This is a genomic window from Kitasatospora sp. NPDC058162 (assembly GCF_042884005.1).
Classification (GTDB): Bacteria; Actinomycetota; Actinomycetes; order Streptomycetales; family Streptomycetaceae; genus Kitasatospora.
The window spans coordinates 767,574-789,953 of sequence record NZ_JBHVUS010000001.1; the positions used below are offsets into that span (position 1 = coordinate 767,574).

Annotated in this window: 23 protein-coding genes; 8 read left to right on the forward strand and 15 right to left on the reverse strand. The window is 74.9% G+C overall.

Annotated features, from left to right (window positions below; genetic code table 11):
- Positions 1-84: 84 nt before the first annotated feature.
- Complete coding sequence (locus ACFVXG_RS02990) at positions 85-642, forward strand: PadR family transcriptional regulator (RefSeq protein ID WP_387923880.1); 558 nt, start codon at positions 85-87, stop codon at positions 640-642.
- Positions 643-898: 256 nt separating this feature from the next.
- Entirely contained in the window at positions 899-1,774 is an 876-nt protein-coding gene (locus ACFVXG_RS02995; RefSeq protein WP_387923670.1) for a class I SAM-dependent methyltransferase, read from the forward strand.
- Between the two features lie 3 nt (positions 1,775-1,777).
- Here the strand turns inward: ACFVXG_RS02995 and ACFVXG_RS03000 are convergent, their stop codons facing one another.
- Positions 1,778-3,208 carry an MFS transporter gene (locus ACFVXG_RS03000; RefSeq protein WP_387923672.1) on the reverse strand — a complete coding sequence of 477 codons (1,431 nt, stop codon included), beginning with the start codon at positions 3,206-3,208 and terminating at the stop codon, positions 1,778-1,780.
- A 111-nt stretch (positions 3,209-3,319) separates the two neighbouring features.
- Here ACFVXG_RS03000 and ACFVXG_RS03005 point away from each other — a divergent pair, with 111 nt between their 5' ends.
- The 4 genes from ACFVXG_RS03005 (at position 3,320) to ACFVXG_RS03020 (ending at position 6,780) form a co-directional block, all read left to right on the forward strand.
- Positions 3,320-4,348 (forward strand): Lrp/AsnC family transcriptional regulator, encoded by a 1,029-nt coding sequence (locus tag ACFVXG_RS03005; RefSeq protein WP_387923674.1) that lies wholly within the window; start codon positions 3,320-3,322, stop codon positions 4,346-4,348.
- A gap of 148 nt (positions 4,349-4,496) precedes the next feature.
- Positions 4,497-5,381 (forward strand): oxaloacetate decarboxylase, encoded by an 885-nt coding sequence (locus ACFVXG_RS03010; protein WP_387923676.1) that lies wholly within the window; start codon positions 4,497-4,499, stop codon positions 5,379-5,381.
- Positions 5,378-5,695: a hypothetical protein gene (locus tag ACFVXG_RS03015; RefSeq protein ID WP_387923678.1), complete on the forward strand. Its 318-nt coding sequence runs from the start codon at positions 5,378-5,380 to the stop codon at positions 5,693-5,695. The genes ACFVXG_RS03010 and ACFVXG_RS03015 overlap by 4 nt, the downstream gene beginning before the upstream one ends.
- Positions 5,692-6,780 (forward strand): bile acid:sodium symporter family protein, encoded by a 1,089-nt coding sequence (locus ACFVXG_RS03020; RefSeq protein WP_387923680.1) that lies wholly within the window; start codon positions 5,692-5,694, stop codon positions 6,778-6,780. The genes ACFVXG_RS03015 and ACFVXG_RS03020 overlap by 4 nt, the downstream gene beginning before the upstream one ends.
- Here the strand turns inward: ACFVXG_RS03020 and ACFVXG_RS03025 are convergent.
- From ACFVXG_RS03025 to ACFVXG_RS03055, 7 genes are all read right to left on the reverse strand, one after another.
- On the reverse strand, positions 6,746-7,219 hold the full coding sequence (locus ACFVXG_RS03025; RefSeq protein WP_387923682.1) for a hypothetical protein: 474 nt from the start codon (positions 7,217-7,219) through the stop codon (positions 6,746-6,748). The genes ACFVXG_RS03020 and ACFVXG_RS03025 overlap by 35 nt on opposite strands.
- Before the next feature lie 14 nt (positions 7,220-7,233).
- Positions 7,234-7,866 carry a DUF402 domain-containing protein gene (locus ACFVXG_RS03030; RefSeq protein WP_387923683.1) on the reverse strand — a complete coding sequence of 211 codons (633 nt, stop codon included), beginning with the start codon at positions 7,864-7,866 and terminating at the stop codon, positions 7,234-7,236.
- Between the two features lie 32 nt (positions 7,867-7,898).
- Positions 7,899-8,756 carry a hypothetical protein gene (locus ACFVXG_RS03035; protein ID WP_387923685.1) on the reverse strand — a complete coding sequence of 286 codons (858 nt, stop codon included), beginning with the start codon at positions 8,754-8,756 and terminating at the stop codon, positions 7,899-7,901.
- Positions 8,753-10,543, reverse strand: a complete 1,791-nt coding sequence (locus tag ACFVXG_RS03040) for a GMC family oxidoreductase (protein ID WP_387923687.1) — start codon at positions 10,541-10,543, stop codon at positions 8,753-8,755. Before ACFVXG_RS03040 ends, ACFVXG_RS03035 begins: the two co-directional genes overlap by 4 nt.
- Positions 10,540-10,956, reverse strand: coding sequence for a hypothetical protein (locus tag ACFVXG_RS03045; protein ID WP_387923689.1), 417 nt, complete (start codon positions 10,954-10,956; stop codon positions 10,540-10,542). The genes ACFVXG_RS03040 and ACFVXG_RS03045 overlap by 4 nt, the downstream gene beginning before the upstream one ends.
- Before the next feature lie 212 nt (positions 10,957-11,168).
- Positions 11,169-12,215, reverse strand: a complete 1,047-nt coding sequence (locus ACFVXG_RS03050; protein WP_387923691.1) for a TIGR03617 family F420-dependent LLM class oxidoreductase — start codon at positions 12,213-12,215, stop codon at positions 11,169-11,171.
- A gap of 123 nt (positions 12,216-12,338) precedes the next feature.
- Positions 12,339-12,974, reverse strand: coding sequence for a TetR/AcrR family transcriptional regulator (locus ACFVXG_RS03055; RefSeq protein ID WP_387923693.1), 636 nt, complete (start codon positions 12,972-12,974; stop codon positions 12,339-12,341).
- A 131-nt stretch (positions 12,975-13,105) separates the two neighbouring features.
- Here ACFVXG_RS03055 and ACFVXG_RS03060 point away from each other — a divergent pair, with 131 nt between their 5' ends.
- Positions 13,106-14,596 (forward strand): carboxylesterase/lipase family protein, encoded by a 1,491-nt coding sequence (locus ACFVXG_RS03060; RefSeq protein ID WP_387923694.1) that lies wholly within the window; start codon positions 13,106-13,108, stop codon positions 14,594-14,596.
- A gap of 53 nt (positions 14,597-14,649) precedes the next feature.
- Here the strand turns inward: ACFVXG_RS03060 and ACFVXG_RS03065 are convergent, their stop codons facing one another.
- The 6 genes from ACFVXG_RS03065 to ACFVXG_RS03090 all read right to left on the reverse strand — a co-directional run bounded on the left by ACFVXG_RS03065 (position 14,650) and on the right by ACFVXG_RS03090 (position 19,852).
- Entirely contained in the window at positions 14,650-15,483 is an 834-nt protein-coding gene (locus ACFVXG_RS03065; RefSeq protein WP_387923696.1) for an ABC transporter permease, read from the reverse strand.
- Positions 15,480-16,151, reverse strand: a complete 672-nt coding sequence (locus ACFVXG_RS03070) for an AAA family ATPase (RefSeq protein ID WP_387923882.1) — start codon at positions 16,149-16,151, stop codon at positions 15,480-15,482. Before ACFVXG_RS03070 ends, ACFVXG_RS03065 begins: the two co-directional genes overlap by 4 nt.
- The gene (locus tag ACFVXG_RS03075) at positions 16,037-16,420 is read right to left on the reverse strand and encodes an ATP-binding cassette domain-containing protein (RefSeq protein WP_387923698.1); all 384 of its coding nucleotides are present in this window, start codon (positions 16,418-16,420) and stop codon (positions 16,037-16,039) included. Before ACFVXG_RS03075 ends, ACFVXG_RS03070 begins: the two co-directional genes overlap by 115 nt.
- A gap of 151 nt (positions 16,421-16,571) precedes the next feature.
- The gene (locus ACFVXG_RS03080; protein ID WP_387923700.1) at positions 16,572-17,999 is read right to left on the reverse strand and encodes an RtcB family protein; all 1,428 of its coding nucleotides are present in this window, start codon (positions 17,997-17,999) and stop codon (positions 16,572-16,574) included.
- A 45-nt stretch (positions 18,000-18,044) separates the two neighbouring features.
- Positions 18,045-18,500, reverse strand: a complete 456-nt coding sequence (locus ACFVXG_RS03085; RefSeq protein WP_387923702.1) for an archease — start codon at positions 18,498-18,500, stop codon at positions 18,045-18,047.
- Between the two features lie 119 nt (positions 18,501-18,619).
- The gene (locus tag ACFVXG_RS03090; RefSeq protein WP_387923704.1) at positions 18,620-19,852 is read right to left on the reverse strand and encodes a styrene monooxygenase/indole monooxygenase family protein; all 1,233 of its coding nucleotides are present in this window, start codon (positions 19,850-19,852) and stop codon (positions 18,620-18,622) included.
- Positions 19,853-20,182: 330 nt separating this feature from the next.
- Here ACFVXG_RS03090 and argJ point away from each other — a divergent pair, with 330 nt between their 5' ends.
- On the forward strand, positions 20,183-21,352 hold the full coding sequence (gene argJ / locus ACFVXG_RS03095; protein ID WP_387923706.1) for a bifunctional glutamate N-acetyltransferase/amino-acid acetyltransferase ArgJ: 1,170 nt from the start codon (positions 20,183-20,185) through the stop codon (positions 21,350-21,352).
- 129 nt (positions 21,353-21,481) lie between these two features.
- Here argJ and ACFVXG_RS03100 read toward each other — a convergent pair whose 3' ends face one another.
- The gene (locus ACFVXG_RS03100; protein ID WP_387923708.1) at positions 21,482-22,234 is read right to left on the reverse strand and encodes a thioesterase II family protein; all 753 of its coding nucleotides are present in this window, start codon (positions 22,232-22,234) and stop codon (positions 21,482-21,484) included.
- Positions 22,235-22,380: the final 146 nt, after the last annotated feature.

Consider the following 22,380-nt stretch of genomic DNA (forward strand, 5'->3'; position numbering starts at 1 on the left):
AATCGATGTACAGCGCCAAGAGGTAGCATCGACCATGGAACCGGGCGCATCATGGGGCGCACTCCGACGAAAGGGCTCCCGACCGTGCTGACGCTCGCGATCCTCGGCTTCCTGTACGACCAGCCCCTGCACGGCTACGAACTCAAGTCCCGGATCACCGGGTTGGCCGGCCACGTCCGACCGGTCAGCGACGGCGCGCTCTACCCCGCGATCACCCGGCTGGAGAAGGCCGCGCTGCTGCACCGCCGCACCGAACCCGGCACCGGGGCCGCGCCGCGCCAGACCCTGGAGCTCACCGAGGAGGGCCGGGCGGACCTGCTGCGACGGCTGGCCGACCCCGAGCAGGCCGAGATCACCGACCAGATCCGCTTCTTCACCCTCGCCGCCTTCCTCCACCAGCTGGCCGACCCGGCCCGCCAGGCCGCCGTGCTCCGCCGCCGGCTGGACTTCCTGGAGGCGCCGAGCAGCTTCTTCTACGACGGGGACGGCCACCCGGTCACCGCCGAGCGCGAGCCGAACCCGTTCCGACGCGGCATGCTGCTGGTCGCCCGGGCCTCCGGCGCGGCCGAGCGGGCCTGGCTGGCCGAGACCATCACGGGACTGGAGGGCACGGAGGACTCGGAGGGCCGGAAGGGGCAGTAGTGCCCGCGACCGGCGGGTGGCACCCGAACCGCCCGGACGGCCCACCGGCCCCGAGCAAGGCCCCGACCGCCCACCCGAACACCCGGCCCGGCACCCGCCCGAACGGCTGCCCGAACGGCGCCGCACCGCCCCGGAATTGCGCCTTCGACTCCCCGCCCCGCGCGGCCCGAGCCTGGCTATGATGATCTGCCTCACGACCACACCGCCCCTCCGCGGCGTGATCCACCACCGCGCCCCGCCAGCCTTGGAGGCAGCCGTGCCCCGTGAAGAGACCACCGTCGCCGGCCCGGCCCCGCGCAAGCGGGACGACATCCCCGGTTGGTTCTTCGGCCTGGACCGGGCCGCGTTCTCCCACCTGCTGTCCGCCCAGACGGCGGCCGGGGTCACCGGGGACGTCCTGGAGCTCGGCAGCTACCTCGGCCGCAGCGCCGTCCTGCTCGGGGACCACCTCCAGCCGGGCGAGCGGCTGACCGTCTGCGACCTCTTCGACTCCGAGGCGGCCGACGCCGACAACGCCGCCGAGATGTCGATGTCCTACCGCAAGACGCTCACCCGCAGCGCCTTCGAGTCCAACTACCTCGCCTTCCACAGCGAGTTGCCCGAGATCGTCCAGGCCCCGACCTCGGTGCTGGCCGACGGCCGGATCCCGGCGGGCAGCTGCCGCTTCGTCCACGTCGACGCCTCCCACCTGTACGAGCACGTCAGCGGGGACATCCTGGTGGCCCGGGCCGCCCTCGCCGAGGACGGGCTGATCTCGCTGGACGACTACCGCTCCGAGCACACCCCGGGCGTCTCGGCCGCCGTCTGGGAGGCCGTCTTCACCGGCGGGCTGCGGCCGGTGCTGCTCACCCCGATGAAGTTCTACGGCACCTGGGGGGACGCCGAGGCCACCCGCCGGACCCTGCTGGCCCGCGACTGGCGGGCCGAGGACTACGCCGTCGACGAGGACGCCATCGCCGGCCACCAGGTCCTCCGCCTCAACTACCGGGTCAAGACGCCCGCCCAGCTCCAGCGCTCCGCCCCCCGCCGGATCGCCCTGGACCTCCTCCCCCCGGTCGCCACCCGCGCCACCCGCCGGGTCCTGCGCACCCTCCGCGAACGCCGCGCGGTGCGCCCCACTCCGACCCCCTGACCCTCACCGGACCTTCCGCCGCCCCGAGGTCGGCTCCGGAGTCGCGGCCGGCTCCGCGGTCCGCCCGGAAGCCGCCCCCGGCCCGAACACGAACCCGAGCACCGCCCCGAGCCCCGCGACCACCGCGGCCGCCAGCAGCACCCGGTCCAGGCCCTCGGCCGTCGCGGCCCCGCCGCGCAGGAACAGCAGGCCGAAGCCCGCGACCCCGAGGGTCTGGCCCAGCTGTCGGAAGGTGGCCATGGCACCGGCCGCCGTCCCCGCCCGCTCGGGCGGCAGCGCCGCGAACACGGCCGCCCCCATGGCCGGCCCCAACAGCCCCACGCCGACGCCGGTGAGCGCCAGCCCGAACGCCAGCGAGCCGGCCGAGGAGCCCGCGTCCGCGGCGGCCTGCGCCGCGCAGCCGAGCGCGCTCAGCAGCAGTCCGGTGCCGAGCACGGCGCGCGGCGAGCGGCCGTGCAACCGACGGCCGCTGATCAGCGAGGTGAGGCCGGAGGCCGCCGCGAGCGGCGTCAGCGCGAGGGCGGCCCGCACCGGCCCGAGGCCGAGCCCCGACTGGAGCCACACCGAGGTGTGGACGAGCGCCGCGAAGGCCGCCGTGGACGCCAGCACGCAGCCCAGCACCGCCGAGAAGGACGCCCGGGCGAACAACCTCGGCTCCAACAGCGGCGCACTGCTGCGCAGCTCGATCCGGACGAAGGCGACCACGGCGATCCCGGCCACGGCCGAGGCGATCCACGCCCGCACCCCCGCAGACGACAGCGCCCAGGTCAGCGCACCGGCGGCGACGGCGAAGGCGAGCGTGCCGGGCAGGTCGATGCGGCCGGCCCCGGGCCGTGCCGCAGCCGGCTCACCCGAGGCCGAACCCGAACCCACGCCCCTCCGCCGCCCGCCGGGCAGCACCCGCAGGGACAGCAGCAGGGTGAACACGGTCAGCGGGAGGTTGACCAGGAACACCGAACGCCAGCCGGCGTACTCGGTGAGGACACCGCCGAGCACCGGGCCGAGCGCCGCCGCCAGCCCGGTGACCGCGCCGAAGACGCCCATCGCCCGGCCGAGGTCGGGCCCCCGGTAGACCGAGCCGATCAGCGCGAAGGTGGTGACGGCCATCGCCGCCCCGCCGACGCCCTGCACGCCGCGCGCGGCGATCAGCACCCCCACGGTGGGCGCCGCCCCGCAGGCCAGCGAGGCCAGGCCGAACACCGCCAGTCCGGCGGCGTACACGGCGCGGGCGCCGAGCCGGTCCGTGAGCGCCCCCACGGGCAGCATCAGCACGGCCAGGACGAGCGTGTAAACGTCCACCACCCACGGCAGCGCGGACAGCGGGACCGACAGCCCGGCGCCGATCGCGGGCAGCGCCACGGACAGCACGGTGGTGTCGAGCAGGAACAGGAACGTGCCGAGGCAGACGGCCGCCAGGGGCCACCAGGTACGCACGGGGCTTCCTCCGGATAGTTGCGGAACGGGACGCCCCCACGGTTCCGGGCACCGGTCGGCCGCCACCAGCCAGGGCCGCGACGGCGGCGGATACTGGCACACTGACGCCGTATGAAGACGGAATCCCTCACCCTGGACGGGGTCGACCGCGGCCTGGTGCACGCCCTGCAGATCGACGGACGGGCCCCGCTACGGCTGGTCGGCGAGGCGCTCGGCGTCTCGGAGAGCACGGTGGCCCGACGCTACCGGCGGCTGCGCGGCGCGGGCGTGCTGCGCGTCGTCGGCGCCCTCAACGGCGGCCCGCTCGGCCACCAGGCGTGGACGGTCCGGCTGCGCTGCACACCGGACGCGGCGACCGCCATCGCCCACGCCCTGGCCGCCCGGCCCGACACCTCCTACGTCCACGTGCTCTCCGGCGGCACCGAGATCTCCTGCAGCATCCGGACCGGCGGCGCCGAGGACGGCGGGGAACTGCTGCTGCAACGCCTCCCCCGCTCCGGCCGGATCAGCTCGGTCTCCGCCCACCTGCTGCTCGACAGCCACGCCCTGCCGAGCAGTTGGGCCGGCCCGGCCTGCCTGACGCCCGAGCAGATCGCCTTGCTCGCCCCGCCCCCGCCGGCCGGGGGTGCCGACGGCGGCGGGGCCGCCGAGGTGCCGGTGGGCCCCGGCGACCGCCCGCTGTTCGACCTGCTGGCGCGGGACGGGCGGGCGAGCCACACCGAGCTCGCGGCGGCGACGGGCTGGTCGGAGTCGACGGTGCGGCGACGGCTGGGACTGCTGCGACGGGCGGGGGTGCTGGCCTTCCTGGTCGACGTGCCGCCGGCCGCGCTGGGGTTCCGGGCGGAGGCCCGGCTGTGGATGTCGGTTCGGCCATCCGGGCTCCGGGCCGTGGCGGCCGAATTGGCGGGGCATCCGGAGGTGTCGCTGGTGGCGCACACCACCGGGCCCACCAATCTGCTGGCGGCCGTGAACTGCCGGGACTCCCTCGACCTCGCGCGCTACCTGACCACCCGGATCGCCGCGCTGGACGCCGTCCGGAGCATCGAGACGGCGCCGGTGAGCCGCACCGTTAAGCGGGCCGGAGCCCTGTTGACACTCGACCGTCAGATCGGACCCGGAATGTTTACTTCATATGACTGACGCATTGTCGAAAATTCGTTCACTCACATGGGTGAATCTACATTAAAGGTTTGCCCATGGAGCATTAAAGACCTCATAGTGATGCCACCTCAGTTTGGTCTTGAGAAACCCAAGTTGAGGCAAAATCCTGGTGAGTGAGGAGAGACCCATGTTCCACGGTTCCACTTCTGCGGGCCCCGGGCAGCGACTCCGCTCGGCGATCGCCGACCCCGGCACCACGCCCCTGATCGGCGTCCACGACATGTACTCGGCCTCCATCGCGGCCGAGCACTACGACGGCATGTTCGTCTCCGGCTTCGGCTTCGCCGCGTCCTACTACGGCCTGCCGGACATCGGCTTCATCGCCTGGCCCGACATGGTCGCCTTCGTCGAACGGCTGCGCGGCGCCTTCCCCCAGCACCATCTGCTGGTCGACATCGACGACGGCTACGTCGATCCCGAGGTCGCCTGCCACGTGGTGCGCCGGCTGGAGGCCATCGGCGCCTCCGGCGTGATCCTGGAGGACCAGAAGCGCCCGCGACGCTGCGGCCACGCCGACGGCAAGCAGGTCCTCCCGCTCGAGGAGTACCTGGCGAAGCTCGAACTCGTCCTCGCCGACCGCACCGACCTCCTGGTGGTCGCCCGCACCGACGCCACCGAGGAGGCCGACATCCTGCGCCGCGCCCGCGCGCTCGCCGAGACGGACGCCGACGTGGTGCTGGTCGACGGCGTGCGCAGCGAGGAGTGGATCCGCCGGATCCGCAAGGAGGTCGGCGACAAGCCGCTGCTGTTCAACCAGATCGCGGGCGGCAAGTCCCCCCGGCTGTCGCTCACCGAGCTCACCGAGCTCGGGGTGGACGTGGCGATCTACAGCACGCCGTGCCTGTTCGCGGCCCACCGGGCGATCGACGAGGCGCTCATCGGGCTGAAGTCCGCCGACGGGCGGCTGCCCGCCCAGGCCGGGCAGGCCAAGCCGGTCGGCGTGCGGGAGTCCACCGAGCTGCTGGAGCGCAACATCACGCGCTCCCGCCGGCTCGCGGACGTGAGGGCTTGAGCCCCGGGCCGCGCCGGCCCGCCCCGTCCTCGGCGGCCGCCGCACTGCGGGCCACCGTCCTGGGGCTGACCGGGGCCTGCGCCCTGCTCGCGGCCGGCGCGGCCCCGGCCGCCGCGGGCGGCAGCCTGATCACGGTCGTCGACAACTCGAACGCCGACTCCTGGCTGGAGGTCGACCGCACGGCCAACGTCCAGAGCGGCAGCGGCTCGGCGGGGAGCGACCACGACGGCGCCGGATCCCCGCTCGGGTCCCTGGCCGGGGGTCCGGTCGGAGGCCTGGTCGGGGGTCTGGTCGGCGGCGGGGGTGGGCGATGACGGCCGCCTCCGGGCGTCGGGCCCGCACCGACCGCCCGGTCCGCACCGCCCCGGCCCGTCCGCCGTGGTGGCGCAGGTTCGACCCGTACCTGCTGGCGCTGGCCGGGACGGTCGGCCTGGCCGCGCTGTTCCCGGTCTCCGGCGCCTCGGCCCGGTTCGCCGCGACGGCCTGCGACCTCGCGGTGGCGCTGCTGTTCTTCCTCTACGGCGCCCGGCTGTCCACCCGCGAGACCCTGGCCGGGCTGCGCCACCTGAGACTGCACGGGCTGGTGCTCGCCGCCACCTTCGCCCTCTTCCCGCTGCTCGGGCTGGCCACCGCGCTGCTCACGCCCGTGCCGCTGACCGAGCAGTTGCAGGCCGGGGTGCTGTTCCTCTGCCTGGTGCCGTCCACCGTCCAGTCCTCGGTGGCGCTCACCGGGGCCGCCGGGGGCGACGTCCCGGCGGCGATCTGCGCGGGGACGTACTCCAGCCTCGCCGGACTGCTGCTCACCCCGCTGCTGGTCGCCGGGCTGCTGGGCTCGCACTCCGGGCTGTCGGCGGACGGGCTGCTGCGGATCGGCCTCCAGCTGCTGGCGCCGTTCCTGCTCGGGCAGGTGCTGCGGCCGTGGATCGGCGGCCTGGTGGCCCGTCACAAACGGCTGCTGACCCCGGTGGACCGCGGTTCGATCCTGCTGGTCGTCTACACGGCGTTCAGCGCGGCGGTGGCCCAGGGCATCTGGCAGCGGGCGACACCGTTCGCCCTGCTCGGGATGCTGGTGGTCCTGCTCGCCCTGCTCGCCGCGGCCCTGGCCGTCACCGGGCTCGGCGCGCGCGGGCTGGGGCTCGACCGCCCGGCCGCGATCGCGGCGATGCTGTGCGGTTCGCAGAAGAGCCTGGCCAACGGACTGCCGATGGCCACCGTGCTGTTCGGCTCGGAGGCGGGCGTGATGGTGCTGCCGCTGATGGCCTACCACCAGCTCCAGCTGGTCGTCGGCACCGTCCTCGCCGGCCGCTGGGCCAAGGCGCCCGCACCGGCCCCGGCCGGCGGAGGCGGCCAGCCGACGGCCGAACTCAGCCGGACGGGCGGGCCGCCAGCGCACGGCTGAGACCCCGGCGGAGCCGGCCGGAGGCACCCGCCAGGTGCCCCAGCCGGTTCAGCCGTTCCGCCGTCAGCTCCGGCCGCCGGGCCAGCTCCAGCACCGCGGCGAAGGGGCGTTCGCCCTCCCTCAGCCGCTCGGCCACCAGCTCGGCCACCCCGTCCAGGGCCTCGCCGGTCACCGCCGGGTGGGCGGCCAGCAGCCGCAGCAGGCAGTTGTCGTCCCAGCTGTCGTGCCGCCGGGGCGCCAGGGCGACCAGTGCGTCGACGGGCGCGGCGGCGTTCCGGGCGATCGCGTGCCAGACGAAGGAGTACTCGCACCGGGCCAGTACGCGCAGCACCCCGGGGTCGGCGGTCCGTCGGGCCAGTCGCAGGTAGGCCCCGGGTTCGTGCAGGTGGTCGAGCGCCTCGACGTCGCTCAGTCCGTCGATCTCGTGGGTGTCGTCCATGTCGGGACGTGAGCCTACCCCCAGCGGGCGGCCGGGGTGCTGAGCGCGGTGTCAGGCAGGACGGGCAGCGGCCCCGGCGGGGGCAGCGTCCAGGCCGCCCGGTCGGGCGCGAACGGGCCGGTGCGGTCGTGGAGTTGGGCCAGGGCCCGGTCCCGGGCCCGGTCCACCTGCCGGTGGGTGGCCTCGTCGATCACGCCCAGCCGCCGGGCCTCGGCGTACTCGTCCTCGTCCTTCCAGGTGCGGGAGGCCAGGTCGGGGGTGACGACGAGGTCCAGGAAGAGGTCGAAGGTGTCGATGCCGATGGCCGTCCGCCGGTACGGGAGCTCGAAGTTGACGTACCAGCGCAACGGCCGGCCCTCGGGGTTGAGGAAGCGGTGGACGCTGAACGGCTCCCCGGCGGTGAAGCGGCTGATCACCACGGTGTCGCGCCAGGTCCACCGGTCGAGTTCCCAGGTGCCGGCGGCCAGGTCGTCGATGCCGCGCTTGCGGGCGGCGACGTCCCCGTCACGCCGGGAGGTGGTCCAGCTGGCGGGGGCGAGGCTCTCGGTGCCGGGGCGGGCGGCCAGGGTCAGGGTGGTGCCGTCGTCGGCGAGCACGGTGTACGGCATGGCCGTCCAGATCCGCCCGTCGACGACGTCCCGGCGCACGGCGGTGCTCCCTCCCGGGAAGGGGCGCACCGTCACCGGACGTAGTAGGCGCGGTGGTGGGCGGCCACCGGCGCGGACTGGTAGGTCCAGACCCCGGCCGCCGGGGCCTCGCCGACCAGTTGGGCGAGGTCGCGGGCGGCCTCCTCCGCAGGGTTGCCGAGGTCGAGCCGGACCCGGTCGGCGGTGCGGTCGTCCAACGCGTAGTAGCGGTACGGGTGGTGGACGTGCAGCGGCCCGGCGAGCAGCTTGCCCTCCTCGTCGGTGCCGTAGCCGGTGATCGGGGTGTTGTTCACCGGCTCGGGGGTGAGCCCGACCAGGTCGACGTCCAGGGCGAGGATCTCCTCCTGGTGCCGGTGCAGCCCGTCCGACCCCAGCCCGTCCGACCCCAGCTCGGCCCGGCGGCAGGAGATGCTCCACCGTTCGCGCACGGCGGGCGCGTTGAGCGAGGGCAGGGTGGTCTCGAACCAGCCCGGGTGCTTGGGCTCGGCGTACAGCCGGCGCCCGGCGTCGATGGCGAGCGGGTTGTCGCACAGCACGTGCAGCCGGGCGATGCCGAGCAGCTTGGTCTGGTCGTAACCCCGGGCGTACTGCCCGTAGTTGACCACCGGGATGCGCTCCTCGGCGAACACCGGGTGGGCGATCAGGTTGATCTCCAGCTCCTCGGTGATGCCGCCGCCGTTCGGGTACTGGGCGAAGTACAGCTGGTAGTTGAGCGAGACGCAGGCCCCGCCGTCGAAGGTGGCGGCGCTCAGCCCGGGGTGGCGCTTGTCCAGCAGGCGGCGGGCCCGCTCCGGGTCCACCAGGTAGTCGACGCCGATGTTGTGCAGCGCGCCGTAGTGGAAGGGCAGGTGGTACGGCTCCGGGACGGGCGGCAGCGGCAGGCCGGTCATGAGGGCTCCGAAAGCGAGGGGGGCACGGGCGGGGAGAGGGTCGCCGGCCGGCGCAGCGCCAGCAGGTCCTGGTGCATCCGGTCGGCGCTGCGCAGGGCGAGGGCGGCCATGGTGAGCGAGGGGTTGGAGGTGCCGAGCGAGGGCATCGAACCGCAGCCGACGGCGTACAGGTTGGGGTGGTCCCAGCAGCGCTGCCACTGGTCGACCACGGAGGTGCCCGGGGAACCGCCCATCAGGTGGGTGCCGCCGGCGTGGCCGGCGCCCCGGTAGCCGTACACCGCGCCCCGGTGTTCCAGCCGGCCGGGCCAGCCGGCGCCCGGGTAGGCGGTGTGGTCCTCGGCGCCCAGCAGGGCGAAGAGCTGGTCGGAGACGGCGCGGGCGGAGGCCATGCCCTCGCGGACGTAGCCGCCCAGGTCGTAGTGGATCGCGGGGGCGGGCAGGCCGAGCGGGTCGCGCCGGTCCGGGTCGAGGGTGACCCGGTTGGCCGGGTCGGCGGGCTGCTCCAGCTCGAACTGGAGCGAGAACTGCCGCCCGAGCCGGTCGCCGAGGCGTTCGCGCAGCTCCTTGCCGCGCAGTCCGGTGGCGAGCAGCGCGGCCGCCTCGGCCTCGGGGGTGCCGCCGGCCCAGGACCAGCCCCAGTTGCCGATCTCGATCCGGAACGGCGCCCGGTGGTGGCGGGCGCCGCCGAAGCGGAAGGCCTCCAGTCCACTGGTGGAGCCCGGCCCCCGGTAGGGGCCGACCGGGCGGGGCATCAGCCCCCAGGTGAGCAGCGCGGGGTGGTCCATCAGGTTCCGGCCGACCTGGTCGCTGCGGTTGGCCAGGCCGGACAGCAGCAGGAGCCGGGCGTTCTCGATCGCGTGCGCGGCGATCACCACCAGGTCGGCGGTCACCCGGTGCGCCGTCCCGCCGGCCAGGTACTCGACCCCGGTGGCCCGCCCGGTCACCGGGTCGGCGAGCACCCGGCTGACCACGGCCTCGGTGCGCAGTTCGACGCCGGGCGCCCAGCGGGCCTGGGTGCGCAGCGGGGTGTACTTGGCGCCGCTCGGGCAGGCCGGGACGCAGCTGGCGCTCCCGGCGCAGGGCGCGCCGTGGCCGGTGCCGGGGCGGGTGGGCAGGCCGTTGCGGGCGTGCGGGGTGAGGGTGACGGCGAGCCGGGCCGGGTCGGTCATGGCGGGGTCGCGGACGGTGCGGCCGTCGAGGGCGCGGGCCAGCTGCCGGTCGAGATGGCTGGCGGGGATCGCCCGCATCGGGAAGGCGTAGCCGTCGGGGAGGGGCAGGCCGACGGCTCGGCGTTGTTCCTCGGCGTCGGCGGCGACGCCGAGTTCCTGTTCGGCGTCGCGGTAGTGGGGTTCCAGGTCGTGGTAGCCGATCGGCCAGTTGCGGCCGTGGCCGAGGTCGCCGGTGCGGAAGTCCTCGGGGTGCATGCGCGGGGCGAGGCCGGTCCAGAGCAGTCCGGTGCCGCCGTTGGCGCGCAGGTAGCCGCTGGCGTACGGCAGCGGGCCGTACTGGCGGAGGTGGCCGGTGGCGGTGAAGCCGCCGTCCGGGAGGCCGGTGAGGTCGGTGACGTCGGGCGAGGGGGCGTCGGGGTTGTGCGGGTAGGGCGAGGTGGGCGGGCCGCCGCCGGCCGCGCGGTGGGCGGCGGAGGTCGCGCTGCTCCCCGGCACGGGTCGGCCGGCCTCCAGGACGAGCACCCGCCAGCCCCGGGCGCCGAGGCGCTGGGCGACCAGGCTGCCGGCGAAGCCCGCGCCGACCACGACGGCGTCCCAGGTGTCCGTTCGGGCGCTCATCGCTGCTCACCGCCGTACGGGGCCTCGGCCCAGCTGCCGTGGCCGGGGGCGGTGGCGCCGGGCGGGCTGGCGCGGAAGGTCCGCCAGACCAGGCCGTGGTCGTGGGCGCGGGCGGAGGTCGGGGCCTCGCCGGGCCAGGAGCCGACGTACCAGAGGTGGACGAGGGCGTGCTCGTCGCGGACCCGGTGGGCCAGGGCGGTGCGGTGGTGTTCGTCCGCCATGCCGGTGGCGCGCAGTTCGGGGACGTCGAAGCCGGTCAGTTCGGCGCAGACGCGCAGGAACTCGTCGAGGTCGGCGAGTTCGTCCTCCTCGACGGGCCCCCAGGGGCCGTAGGGCTCGTACGGGTCGTCGGCCGCGCCGCGATCCTCGGAGGTCTGGTACGGGTCGTCGGCTGCGGTGCGATCGTCGGACACGGACACGCGGGCACCCCCACGATCGTCGGCGGACGGCCAAGAGCGAATGGCCAAGACATGACAGGCTCGCGCCGACCGGGCACGGTTGACCTGCTCAGCGCGATCCTCCCGCCCGGGCGGACCGGCGGAAGCCGCTTGCCCGAATGTGTCTCATCTTGATCAGTTCATGATCGATCGCCGTCCCTCCACGGCGGCTTCCGGACCGTTTCCGCTCAGCCCAGCGCCCGCACCGCCGCCAGCACGTCCAGCCCGAGCACCGGGTCCGCGTCCTCGGGCAGGTTGACGGACAGCCGGGTGACCAGCCCCGCGTACCGGCGGTGGATCTCCCGGGCGGCCTCCTCGACCGTGCCGGACACCGCGAAGGTGTCGAACACCTCGTCGGAGATCAGCGCCGTCATCTCGGCCCAGCGCCCGCGCACCGAGTGGGTGTGCAGCTCCTCCTGCAGTCCCTCCCAGCCGTGCTGCGCCAGCACCGGGCGATAGGCCGGGGTGGAGGCGTAGAACGCCAGCCGCTCCCGCACCCCGGCCCGGTTGGCCGCCAGCTCCTCCTCGGTCCGGCCGGTGGCGGTGAGCACGTTGCCGACGACCTCGAACGGCCGCCCGGTCCACTCGGCCCCCTCGGCCTCCGCCTGCGCCCGCGCCTCCCGCAGCCCGGGCAGCACCTGCTCGGCCAGGTAGGCGGTGGAGGAGAACGGGTGGCCGAGGAAGCCGTCGGCCACCGCCCCGGCGGTGCGGGTCATCAGCGGCCCGACGCCCGCGAGCAGGATCCGGGGCACCCCCGACGGGACCGGGTCCGGCGAGAACACCGGAGTCATCACCGTGTGGGTGTAGAACTCGCCCCGGAACCGCAGCCGTTCACCGGTCTGCCAGCTGTGCCAGATCGCCCGCACCGCGTGCACGTACTCCCGCATCCGGGCCGCCGGACGGTCCCAGGGCATCCCGAAGCGCTTCTCGATGTGCGGCTTGACCTGCGAGCCCAGCCCGATGACGGCCCGTCCACCGGAGGCCGCGTGCAGCCCCCAGGCCTGGTAGGCCAGCGTCATCGGGGTGCGGGCGAAGGCCACCGCGATGCCGGTGGCCAGCTCGATCGACTCGGTGCGGTCGGCGGCGCGGGCGAGCTGGAGGAACGGGTCGTACGCGGTCTCGGCGACCACCAGCCGGTCCATGCCCCGGCGTTCGGCCTGCTCGGCGGCGTCGAGGATGCCCGCCGGGTGCCCGGAGGCGGTGGCGTCGAGGCGGAGGGCGGCGGGTCGGTCCATGCGGGTGCTCCTGGTCGCGGGGTCAAGGGGTCGTGGGTTCAAGGGGTCGCGGGGTCGAGGCCGTACGGTGCGGGGCCGGCGCCGTACGGTCCGGCAGCGGTACCCGCCCAGCGTGCCACGCCGTCACCGGCCACCCGACCGGCCCTCCCCGCCGGGGCGGTCCTCCCCGGCGAAGAGCCGGTCCAGGTGCCGGTCGACGGCGGTGAGCGCGGCGTCCGGCCCGACCACGCCCAGCTCCAGCAGTGTGGTGAACCCGGTCAGCGCGAGCAGCAGGTCCGTCTCCACCACCGGGTCGCGGTCGGCCGCCACCAGCCCGTCGGCGATCGCCTGCCGCACCACCCGCTCCACCGCCTCGCGCCCCCGCACCAGGTCTTCGCGCGCCCGCGCGTGGACCTCCTCGTCATGCAGGGCTTCCAGGACGTAGGCGGCGCTCATCCGGCTGGTGACGCGCGAGTCCGGCCGCAGCGGCAGCAGCTCGACCAGCATCGCCCGCAGCACCGCGCGCGGGTGCGGCCGTTCGCCCAGGCCCGCCAGCGCCTCGGCGACCCGGCGGCCGCTCTGCTCCCCGGCGAGGTCCATCGCGAAGCCGAGCAGCTCCGCCCGGGTGCCGAAGTAGTGCTGCAGCTGCCCGAGCGAGATCCCGGCCTCCCGGGCGACCTCGCGCAGGGTCAACTGAGCGGCGCCGCGCTGCTCCACCACCCGCCACAGCGCGCGGGCGATGGTCTCGCGGCGCTCCTGGTGGTCCACCTGCTTGGGCATGCCCGGCACTCCTCGACGACTCCCGACCGACCGATCGACCAATCGGCCGGTCCCGGTCGGGCCTTTTCCATACGCTTGACATAATACAGCTGACCGATAACGCTGGTGGCATTCCGAGGGAGGAGCGTCCCGTGCTCGTTCAGCCCGTCGCCCACACCACCGGGGGAACCGTCCGCGGCTTCCTGGACCGGGGGCTCGCCGCCTTCCGCGGCATCCCCTACGGCCGCCCGCCGGTCGGCCCGCTCCGCTTCGCCGCCCCCGCCCCGCCCGAGCCCTGGGACGGCGTCCGCGACGCCTTCGAGTTCGGGCCCGTCGTCCCCCAGTCCGGGCCGCTCCAGGCCGGACCGACCACCGGCACCGACTGGCTGACGCTCAACGTCCACACACCGGACCCGGGCTCGGCCGCCCTGCCGGTGCTGGTCTGGATCCACGGCGGCGGCTTCATCTCCGGCACCGCGGGCGACCCGCTGTACGACCCGACCGAACTCGCCCGGGCCGGACTGGTCGTGGTGACCGTCAACTACCGGGTGGGCGCCGAGGGCTTCGCGCTGCTGGACGGCGCCCCGGCCAACCGCGCCTTCCTCGACCAGATCGCGGCGCTGGAGTGGGTGCGGGCCGACATCGCCGCGTTCGGCGGCGATCCCGACCGGGTCACCGTGGCCGGCCAGTCGGCCGGGGCCTCCTCGGTGGCCGCCCTGCTGACCATGCCCCGGGCCCGCGGGCTGTTCCACCGGGCGATCGCCCACTCCGTCGGCGGCAACCTCGCCACCCCCGCGCTGGCCGCCGAGGTCACCGTCGCCCTGGCGGAGCGGCTCGGCACCGCGCCCACCGCCGCCGCCCTCGCCGGGACCGACCCCTGGCAGCTGGCCGCGGCCGTCACCGAGCTCGGCGCCGCCCTCCCCGGGCAGCTCGACCGCTGGGGCCGGCTCGCCCACACCGGCGTCGCCACCGTCCCGGTGGTCGACGGCGAGGTCCTGACCGAGGAGCCCTGGACCGCCCTGGCCGCCGGGCGGGCCAAGGGCATCGAGCTGCTGGTCGGCCACGCCCGGGAGGAGTTCCGGCTGTTCGCCGTCCTGTCCGGCCGGCACGGCTCCTTCACCGAGGAGGACGCCCGCACCGCCCTGGCTCAGCTGGCCCCGCGCCCGGACGGCCCGGACGCCTACCGCGCCGCCTTCCCCGGCGCCTCCCCGGAGGCCCTGGTCGAGGCGGTCTTCTCCGACTCCCTGTTCCGGATGCCCTCGCTCCACCTCGCCGAGGGGAACACCGCGGCCGGCGGCACCTCCCACCTCTTCGAACTCGCCTACCCGGCCCCCGCCCTGGGCGGGGTGTTCGGCGCCTGCCACGGCCTGGACGTCCCACTGGCCTTCGGTTCCCTGGACAGCCCGATGGGCCGGCACTTCCTCGGCGACCCGCCCGCGCCGGAGGCCGTCGAGGTCTCCCGGGAGCTCCAGCGGGCCTGGATCGGCTTCGTCACCACCGGCGATCCCGGCTGGGCCGCCCACGAGCCGGAGCAGCAGCTCACCCGGGTCCTGAGCGCCCGCTCGGAGACCGTCCGCTACCCCGGGCAGGCCTCCCGGGGCGTCTGGGCGCAGGGCGGTCCCACCCGCTTCGACCTGGTCTGACGCTCCCGGCCCGGGTGGGTCCGGGGCCGGGTGGGTCCAGCCCCGGGACGCCCCTAAACCGCCAGGTCCCGCCGCTCCAGCAGCCGGAAGGCCGCCAGCAGCCCCAGCAGCCCCACCCCGAGCAGTACCACCGGCGCGGTCCAGGGCAGGCCGCCGTGCGCGAGCGCGTCACCCGGCGCGTAGTAGTGGAACGGGCTGAGGTAGCGCAGCGGTCGGGCCGGGGACCAGGCCAGGGCGACGAAGTTGAGCGCGAAGCCGCCCGCGCCGAGGGCGACGGCGGCGCCGACCACGTGCGCCCGCCGCCGGCTGAGCGCGGACACCGCCAGCACCGGCCCGATCAGGCAGAAGGCGAGGGCGCAGCCCAGCAGTCCGGCACTGAACACCCCGCCCTCCGGGACGGCCGCACGCAGCTTCGGGGAGAAGGCCACCCCGAGCGCGACGGCCAGCGTGGCGGCGGCGTTGAGCAGCACCGAGGCCGCGATCAGCGCACCGGCCCGTTCGGCGAGCAGGCGGCGCCGGGAGACCGGGCGGGTCATCAGCAGCTCGATGGTGCCGGACTCCACGTCGGCCGCGACGGCGGCGGCGCCCAGCGAGCCGATCACGGTCAGCTGGAGCGCGATCCAGACCGGGTGGGTGAGCCCGGCGCCCAGCAGCCCGGGGTAACTGGCGATGGAGACGTCGCCGTTGGAACCGCTGAAGGCCTTGAACGCACCGGGCGGGGTGCGGCGGGCGCCGAACAGCTCGCCGTTCGGCACGGTTCCGGCGATCACCACGATCAGGGTTTCGAAGACGACCATGGCGATCAGCAGGGTGAGCAGCATCCGGCGCCGCCGGTGCAGAGCGAGCCAGACCAGCGGGAGGCGGCGGCTGACGGTGGCCGGGGTCATGGCCGGTCCTCCTGCTCGGTGGAGCGGTACAGGTCGAGGAAGGCCTCGTCCAGACCCGCCTCCTCCACCGTCAGGTCGGCCACCGGCAGTTCGGCCAGCAGGCCGCGCACGGCCGGGACCACCTCGTCGGGCGGCACCAGCAGCTCCACCCACCGGCCCTCCCAGCGCGGGGACCACCGCTCGGCGGCGCCGAGCGGCCGGGCGCCCCGCCCGTCGGCGAAGACCAGGCGCACCCGGCGCGCCCGGGCCCGGCGCAGCTCGGCCACCGAGCGGACGGTCACCAGTCGCCCGCTGCGCACGATCGCGGCCCGGCCGCAGGTGCGCTGCACCTCGGGAAGTACGTGGCTGGAGAGGAGCACGGTGCGCCCGGCCGCGGTCTCCTCGGCGAGCAGTTCGAAGAGGGTCTCCTGGACCAGCGGGTCCAGCCCCTCGCTGGGTTCGTCCAGCACCACCACGGCGGGCCGGTGCTGGAGCGACTGGACCAGCCCGAGCTTCTGCTTCATCCCGCGTGAGTACTCCCCCACCGGCCGCGCGAGTTCGGCCGGGGTGAGCTTCAGCCGCTCGCACAGCTCGCGCTGCCGGGGCACCGGGGCGCCCTGGAGGGCGGCGAGCAGGTCGAGGGTCTGCTGCCCGGTGAGTTCGGGGTAGAGGCGCAGCTCGCCGGGCAGGTAGCCGAGCGCGGGGGCGAGCCGGCCGTGGTCGGCCACCGGGTCCAGGCCGAGCACCCGCACCCGGCCCGCACCCGGCCCGCGCTCGGTCCGAGCAGGCCGACCAGGCAGCGCAGGGTGGTGGTCTTCCCGGCGCCGTTGGGGCCGAGCAGCCCGAACACCTCGCCTGCCTCGACCGTCACGTCGAGGTCCTCGATGCCGATCGTGGTGCCGTAGCGCTTGGTGAGCGAGCGCAGCTCGATCACCGGCCCGACCGTGCTCCCCGGCATGCCCACCTCCTGTGACTGGTGCCTGACCGGCGCCTGACCGACGCGTGCCAGGCACCGCACCGACGCGCCGCACCGACGCATCGGACCACCATGGCGCGCCGGGCCCGGGCGGGGCGGGGGACGCGCCCGGGCCCGACCACGCCTCACCCGCTCACCCTTTGCAGACCCCCAGCGGCACCAGCCGCGCGACCCGCCGGGCCAGTCCGGCGCCCTCGGTGACGGCGGCCACCGCGTCCACGTCCTTGTACGCCTCGGGCGTCTCCTCGGCCAGCGCCCGCATCGAGGCGGGCCGGACGGCGATGCCACGCGCCTCCAGTTCGCCCATCAGCCGCTCACCGCGCACCATGCGCAGCGCCTGGTGGCGGCTCCAGACCCGCCCTGCGCCGTGGCAGGCGGAGCGGAAGGCCTCGTTGCCGGGCAGGCCGACCATGACGTACGAGGCGGTGCCCATCGTCCCGGGCACCAGCACCGGCTGCCCGGCCGCGGCCAGGTCCGCGGGCAGGTCCGGGTCGCCGGGCGGCAGGGCCCGGGTGGCGCCCTTGCGGTGGACGCACAGCCGGCGCGCCATGCCGTCCACCTCGTGGGTCTCCAGCTTGGCGAGGTTGTGCGAGACGTCGTAGACCAGCTCCAGTCCGACGCCGAGGGCGGTGGCGAAGGCCCGCCGGGAGGCTTCGGAGAGCAGCTGGCGGTTCGCCCGCCCGTAGTTGGCGGCGGCGGTCATGGCGCCGAGGTAGGCGCGGCCGCGCGGGGAGTCGACCGGGGTGCAGGCGAGTTGGCGGTCCGGGAGTTCGATCCGGTAGCGGTGCAGCTCGCGCTCCATGGCCTGGACGTGGTCGGTGCAGATCTGGTGGCCGAGCCCGCGCGAGCCGCAGTGGATCATGACGCAGACCTGGCCCGCCCGCAGTCCGAACGCGGCGGCCGTCTGCGCGTCGTACACCTCGCCGACGGCCTGCACCTCCAGGAAGTGGTTGGCCGAGCCGAGGCTGCCGACCTGCTGCAGTCCCCGCTCGACGGCCCGGTGGCTCACCTCGCCGGGGGCCGCGCCGGCCAGCACGCCGCGGTCCTCACAGCGCTCCAGGTCGCGCGGCACGCCGTGGCCGTGCTCGACGGCGTAGCGGGCGCCGCCGAGCAGCAGCTCGTCCAGTTCCGCCGGCCCGGCCAGCTGCCACAGACCGCCGCGGCCGAGCCCGCGCGGGACACTGCGGTCCAGCAGGTCCATCAGCCGACGGATCCGCTCGGCGTCGAGTTCGTCCCGGTCCACCCCGGCGGCGAGCAACCGGACCCCGCAGGAGATGTCGAAGCCGACCCCGCCGGGCGAGACCACACCGCCCTGCTCGACGTCGGTGGCGGCGACCCCGCCGATCGGGAAGCCGTAGCCCCAGTGCACATCGGGCATCGCGTAGGAGGCGCGGACGATCCCGGGCAGCGTCGCCACGTTCGCGACCTGCTCCAGCGCGCGGTCCCCGGCAGCCTGCGGCAGCAGTGCGCTGCTCGCGAAGACCACGCCCGGCACCCGCATCGGCGGGCGCGGTTCGATCCGCCAGCGGTAGCGGCCCGCCTCGACGGGTGCGATCTCCACCTCGCTCACCCCGCTCCCGTAGCCGCGTGGTTCCCGCAGCGCGTTTCAGACGTCCACCGTGGCCGCGCAGGTCCAGCCGCCCGGCCCTTCGCCCAGCTCCAGGCCCTCCAGCGAGACGGCCTTCGGCACGGCGCCGACCAGGGCGGCGGTCGCCGTGTCGGCCATCCGGAAGCGCACCTCGATGCTCCGGGCGCCGTCCAGGCCGTGGACCGGCCCGAGCACGAGCGCGGCGGGCAGTTCGCCGTCGGCGTCCATCCGGTAGATGACCTCCTCCAGGACACCCGCGAGCAGGTCCGGGTCGCTCACCGCGAGCACCGTGCAGGCGCGTTCGCCGACGATCCGCGCGCCGGACAGGTCGGCGAAGCTGCCGACGACGCCGTGCACCAGTTCGCCGATGCAGCCCTCGGCCGTCGGCGCCCATGCCTCCACCCGCAGGTCCGCCGTGTGCGGCACGCTCCGGTGACCGCGCTCGGACCGGTCCGCGGGCTGGTGACCGTCCACGAGCTCGCCTCCCGCACCCGTTGCCGTCCTCCCTCCAGCGTCGTCCCGGGAGCGGGCCGGGGGCAAGTGCGGGCTGCAGCTGCTGCCGCTGCTGCCGTTGCCCGGAGGCCGGGTGCGCGCTACACGGAGGCCAGGTACGCGGCGGTCAGCTCGGGGGTGGCCAGCCAGGCGGCGTGGTCGCTCGGATCGGCGTAGGTGTTGGCGAGCCGGCGGGCGACCTCCGGGTGCTCGGCGGCGGCCGCGAAGACGCCCTGGAGGTGGTCCGGCATGGTCAGCATGGCGGCGGTGAACTCGACGGCGTGGCGGGCGTGTCGCTGCCAGAACCGTTCGGCGGTGCGGCACATCCAGTCCGCGGTGAACGGGGCGTCGCCGTGCTCGCGGATCGCCCGCCGGTACGCCTCCGCCGCGCGGGCCGCGCCGTTGGCGCCCTGGCCGGTGATCGGGTCGTTGACCACCACTGCGTCGCCCAGGCCCAGCACGTGCACGGCGTCGACGCCCGAGCCCAGTTCGGCCACCGGGCGGCGGACGGTCGGAGTCACCGCGCCCCAGAGCCCGGCCCCCTCGTCGGTCGGCTCGGCGTCCCGCCACAGCTCCGCCTCCCACGGCAGGTGCTCGGCCAACAGGGCGCGGATCCGGTCGAGTTGGACCTCCGGCGCGGGCCCGTCGCCGAAGACGTCCAGCGGGCCGCCGGGCAGCGCCTCCCAGAGCAGGATGTCGCACGGGCCGGTGCGGGTCAGGGCCGGCTGGAGGTAGAGCTCGCCCAGGCCGGGCAGGGCGTGCATCCGGGCCCTGGGGCCGGCGGCCGGGTCGGGCGAGCCGACACCGTGCGCGTACAGGCAGGACAGGGCGCGCTGGGGCCGGTCGAAGGCCGAGCGGCCGGGGTCGCGTTCGAAGATCCCGGCCAGCTCGCCGCGGCCCGCCGCGACCACGGTCAGCTGGTGCCGGCGGGCCAGTTGGTGCAGCCCGGCCGGATCCAGCGTGCGGTACTCGACCCGGGCGCCGCGCTCGGCGAGCAGTTCCAGCCAGCGGGCCAGCTTGATCCGCTGGTCGACGGACTGGGCGGGCTCGTCGAGGGTCATGGTGAACTCCAGCGCCCGGGTGGCCGGCGGGACGACGAGCGCCGCGTCCACCGACTCCACCGCCGGGGCCTCGCCCGCCCACAGGTCCAGCCCGGCTTCGGCCTCGATCCGCAGCGCCGGGCCGAACATCGCCTGGGTGGACAGCACCCGCCCGCCCCGCACCTGCTCCGGGGTGCGCTCGGCGACCAGCGTCACCTCGCATCCGTCGGCCACCAGCCCGAGTGCGAGCTGCAGGCCGGCCTGGCCCGCTCCGACGACGGCGATCCGGCGCATACGACGGCCTCCCGGTGTCTGTCGACGATCTGTTGACGATCCGCTGACGACCTGTTGACGGTGCGTCAACAGGCACAGTAGTCGAGCCGCCGGGCCACCGGCAGGGGCCGGACGCGACGGAACGCCCGGGCCTCGTCCAGGCCGTCCGAGCCACCGATCTCCTTCGCATAGTCATGCATTGAGATAACTCATTGACCACACCGAAGCGGTTGATGTATTCAGATCTCCGCAAATCTATTCACCGACTCGCGGTTCGGCACTGCACGGCACGGCACGTCGCCCCGCCGCGCCGTACCGAACCGGGACCACTCGGAGAGGGACCGATCCACCATGCAAGCTGTCGCACCCCGCGGCTTCCGGCCCCGCGGCTTCCGGGCCGTCACGACGAACATGGGCCTCAAGGACGTGGAGGACGACTTCGCGGCCGTCGTCTCCGAGGTCCCCTGCCGGTCCGCGGCGGTCTTCACCCGCTCCCGCTTCGCCGGCCCGAGCGTCGTGCTCAGCCGCGAGTCGGCCGCCCTCCAACGCAGCCGCGGGATGGTCGTGCTGTCCCGCAACGCCAACGTCGCCACCGGGCGCACCGGGGCGGAGAACGCCGCCGAGGTCCGCCGCCGGGTCGCCGAGGTCGCCGGGATCTCGCCGGACGAACTCGTCATCGGCTCCACCGGCGTGATCGGGCGCCCGTACCCGATGGACCGGATCCGGGCCGGACTCGCCGCCCTGACCTGGCCGTTCCCGGAGGCCGACTACACCGCGGCGGCCAAGGCCATCATGACCACGGACACCCGCCACAAGGAGGTCCGGGGCCGCTGCGGCGACGCCGTGCTGGTCGGCATCGCCAAGGGCGTCGGCATGATCGAACCCGACATGGCGACGCTGCTCACCTTCTTCTTCACCGACGCCGACCTCCCCGCCGACCGGCTCGACGCCCTGTTCCGCCGCGTCATGGACCGGACGTTCAACGCGCTCAGCATCGACACCGACACCTCCACCAGCGACACCGCCGCGATCTTCGCCAACGGGCTCGCCGGACCGGTCGACCCGGTCGCCTTCGAGCAGGCGCTGTACGAGTGCGCGCTGCACCTCGTGCGCGACATCGCCTCGGACGGCGAGGGCGCCTCCAAGCTGATCGAGGTCCGGGTCACCGGGGCCCGCGACGCGGCCCAGGCCAAGCGCGTCGGCAAGAGCGTGGTCAACTCCCCGCTGGTCAAGGCCGCCGTGCACGGGGCCGACCCGAACTGGGGCCGCATCACCATGGCCGTCGGCAAGCTCCGGGACGAGACCGACATCGACCCGTCCGCCGTCCGCATCGGCTTCGACGAGCTCCCGATGTACCCGGAGGAGCCCACCGACGCCCTGCTCGAAGAGGCCCGCCGGTACCTCGGCGGCGACGAGGTGGTGATCCGGATCGACCTGGGCATCGCGGACGGCGCCTTCACGGTCTACGGCTGCGACCTCACCGAGGAGTACGTCAAGCTCAACTCGGCCTACACGACCTGACGCCGCCGCACCGCTGCACCGGCGCACCGCTGCACCGCTGCACCGCTGCACCGGCGGAACGCCCGCCGCCCCCTGATCGGGCCCCTGGTCGGGTCCCGGGGGCGGCGGTTCGCGAGCGGCCCTGCCGCCTCAGCCGCGCAGGTGCGCGGTGAGCAGCCGCACCACGGCGTCCACCTGCTCCGCGACGTAGAAGTGCCCGCCCGGGAACACCCGCAGGCTGAACCCGCCACTGGTGTGCCGCTCCCACTGAGCGACCTGCTCCACCGTGGCGTTGGCGTCGGTCTCCCCCACCAGGGCGGTGATCGGCTGCGGCACGACGACGTCCGCCGAGACCTGGTAGGTCTCGATGGCGGTGTAATCGGCCCGCAGCGACGGGATGATCAGCTCGCGCAGGGCCGGCACATCGAGGATCCGCTCGTCCGTGCCGCCGAGCCGGACGATCTCCTCCAGCATGCCGTCGTCCGACAGCAGGTGGACCGCGGTGTCCCGGGGCAGCGAGGGCGCGCGGCCGGCCGACACGAACAGCCGCTCCGGCCCGGCCAGGCCGTCACGGGCGAAGCGGCGGGCGACCTCGAAGGCGACCGCCGCGCCCATGCTGTGCCCGAAGAAGAGGATCGGACGGTCCACCCACCCGCGCAGCTCCTGGTAGACCTGCTCGGCAAGTTCCGGCACCGAGTCGATCGTCGGCTCCGCGTAACGGTTCTGCCGGCCCGGGTACTGGACGGCCAGCACATCGGCGTACGGCGCGAGCGCGTTGGCGTAGTCCATGTAGTAGCTGGCCGATCCGCCCGCGTGCGGGAAGATCACGATCCGGGCGGGAGCGAAGTCGGACGGGTTGAACCGGCGGAACCACGGGTTGTCGACGGCGGCGCTGCTGGGCATGCGGGGTGTGACCTCTCTCCGTGACGGACTCTGCTCACCCCAGTCTCGCAGTGCGCACGCACCACCGGGCGCGGTTGCGGTGGGCGACCCGGATTGCGGCGCTCCGGCTGCCCGCGCCCCGGTCCTGCTTCGGTCCCTGCTTCCGT

Bases quoted from the DNA above. Each gene is read 5' to 3' on its own strand.
- ACFVXG_RS03005 (WP_387923674.1), top strand. From the start codon at position 3,320: ATGAAGACGGAATCCCTCACCCTGGACGGGGTCGACCGCGGCCTGGTG.
- ACFVXG_RS03010 (WP_387923676.1), top strand. From the start codon at position 4,497: ATGTTCCACGGTTCCACTTCTGCGGGCCCCGGGCAGCGACTCCGCTCG.
- ACFVXG_RS03090 (WP_387923704.1), bottom strand. From the start codon at position 19,852: ATGCGCCGGATCGCCGTCGTCGGAGCGGGCCAGGCCGGCCTGCAGCTC.
- ACFVXG_RS03050 (WP_387923691.1), bottom strand. From the start codon at position 12,215: ATGGACCGACCCGCCGCCCTCCGCCTCGACGCCACCGCCTCCGGGCAC.
- ACFVXG_RS03040 (WP_387923687.1), bottom strand. From the start codon at position 10,543: ATGAGCGCCCGAACGGACACCTGGGACGCCGTCGTGGTCGGCGCGGGC.
- ACFVXG_RS03035 (WP_387923685.1), bottom strand. From the start codon at position 8,756: ATGACCGGCCTGCCGCTGCCGCCCGTCCCGGAGCCGTACCACCTGCCC.
- ACFVXG_RS03055 (WP_387923693.1), bottom strand. From the start codon at position 12,974: ATGCCCAAGCAGGTGGACCACCAGGAGCGCCGCGAGACCATCGCCCGC.
- ACFVXG_RS03025 (WP_387923682.1), bottom strand. From the start codon at position 7,219: ATGGACGACACCCACGAGATCGACGGACTGAGCGACGTCGAGGCGCTC.
- ACFVXG_RS03065 (WP_387923696.1), bottom strand. From the start codon at position 15,483: ATGACCCCGGCCACCGTCAGCCGCCGCCTCCCGCTGGTCTGGCTCGCT.
- ACFVXG_RS03100 (WP_387923708.1), bottom strand. From the start codon at position 22,234: ATGCCCAGCAGCGCCGCCGTCGACAACCCGTGGTTCCGCCGGTTCAAC.
- ACFVXG_RS03075 (WP_387923698.1), bottom strand. From the start codon at position 16,420: ATGCCGGGGAGCACGGTCGGGCCGGTGATCGAGCTGCGCTCGCTCACC.
- argJ (WP_387923706.1), top strand. From the start codon at position 20,183: ATGCAAGCTGTCGCACCCCGCGGCTTCCGGCCCCGCGGCTTCCGGGCC.
- ACFVXG_RS03020 (WP_387923680.1), top strand. From the start codon at position 5,692: ATGACGGCCGCCTCCGGGCGTCGGGCCCGCACCGACCGCCCGGTCCGC.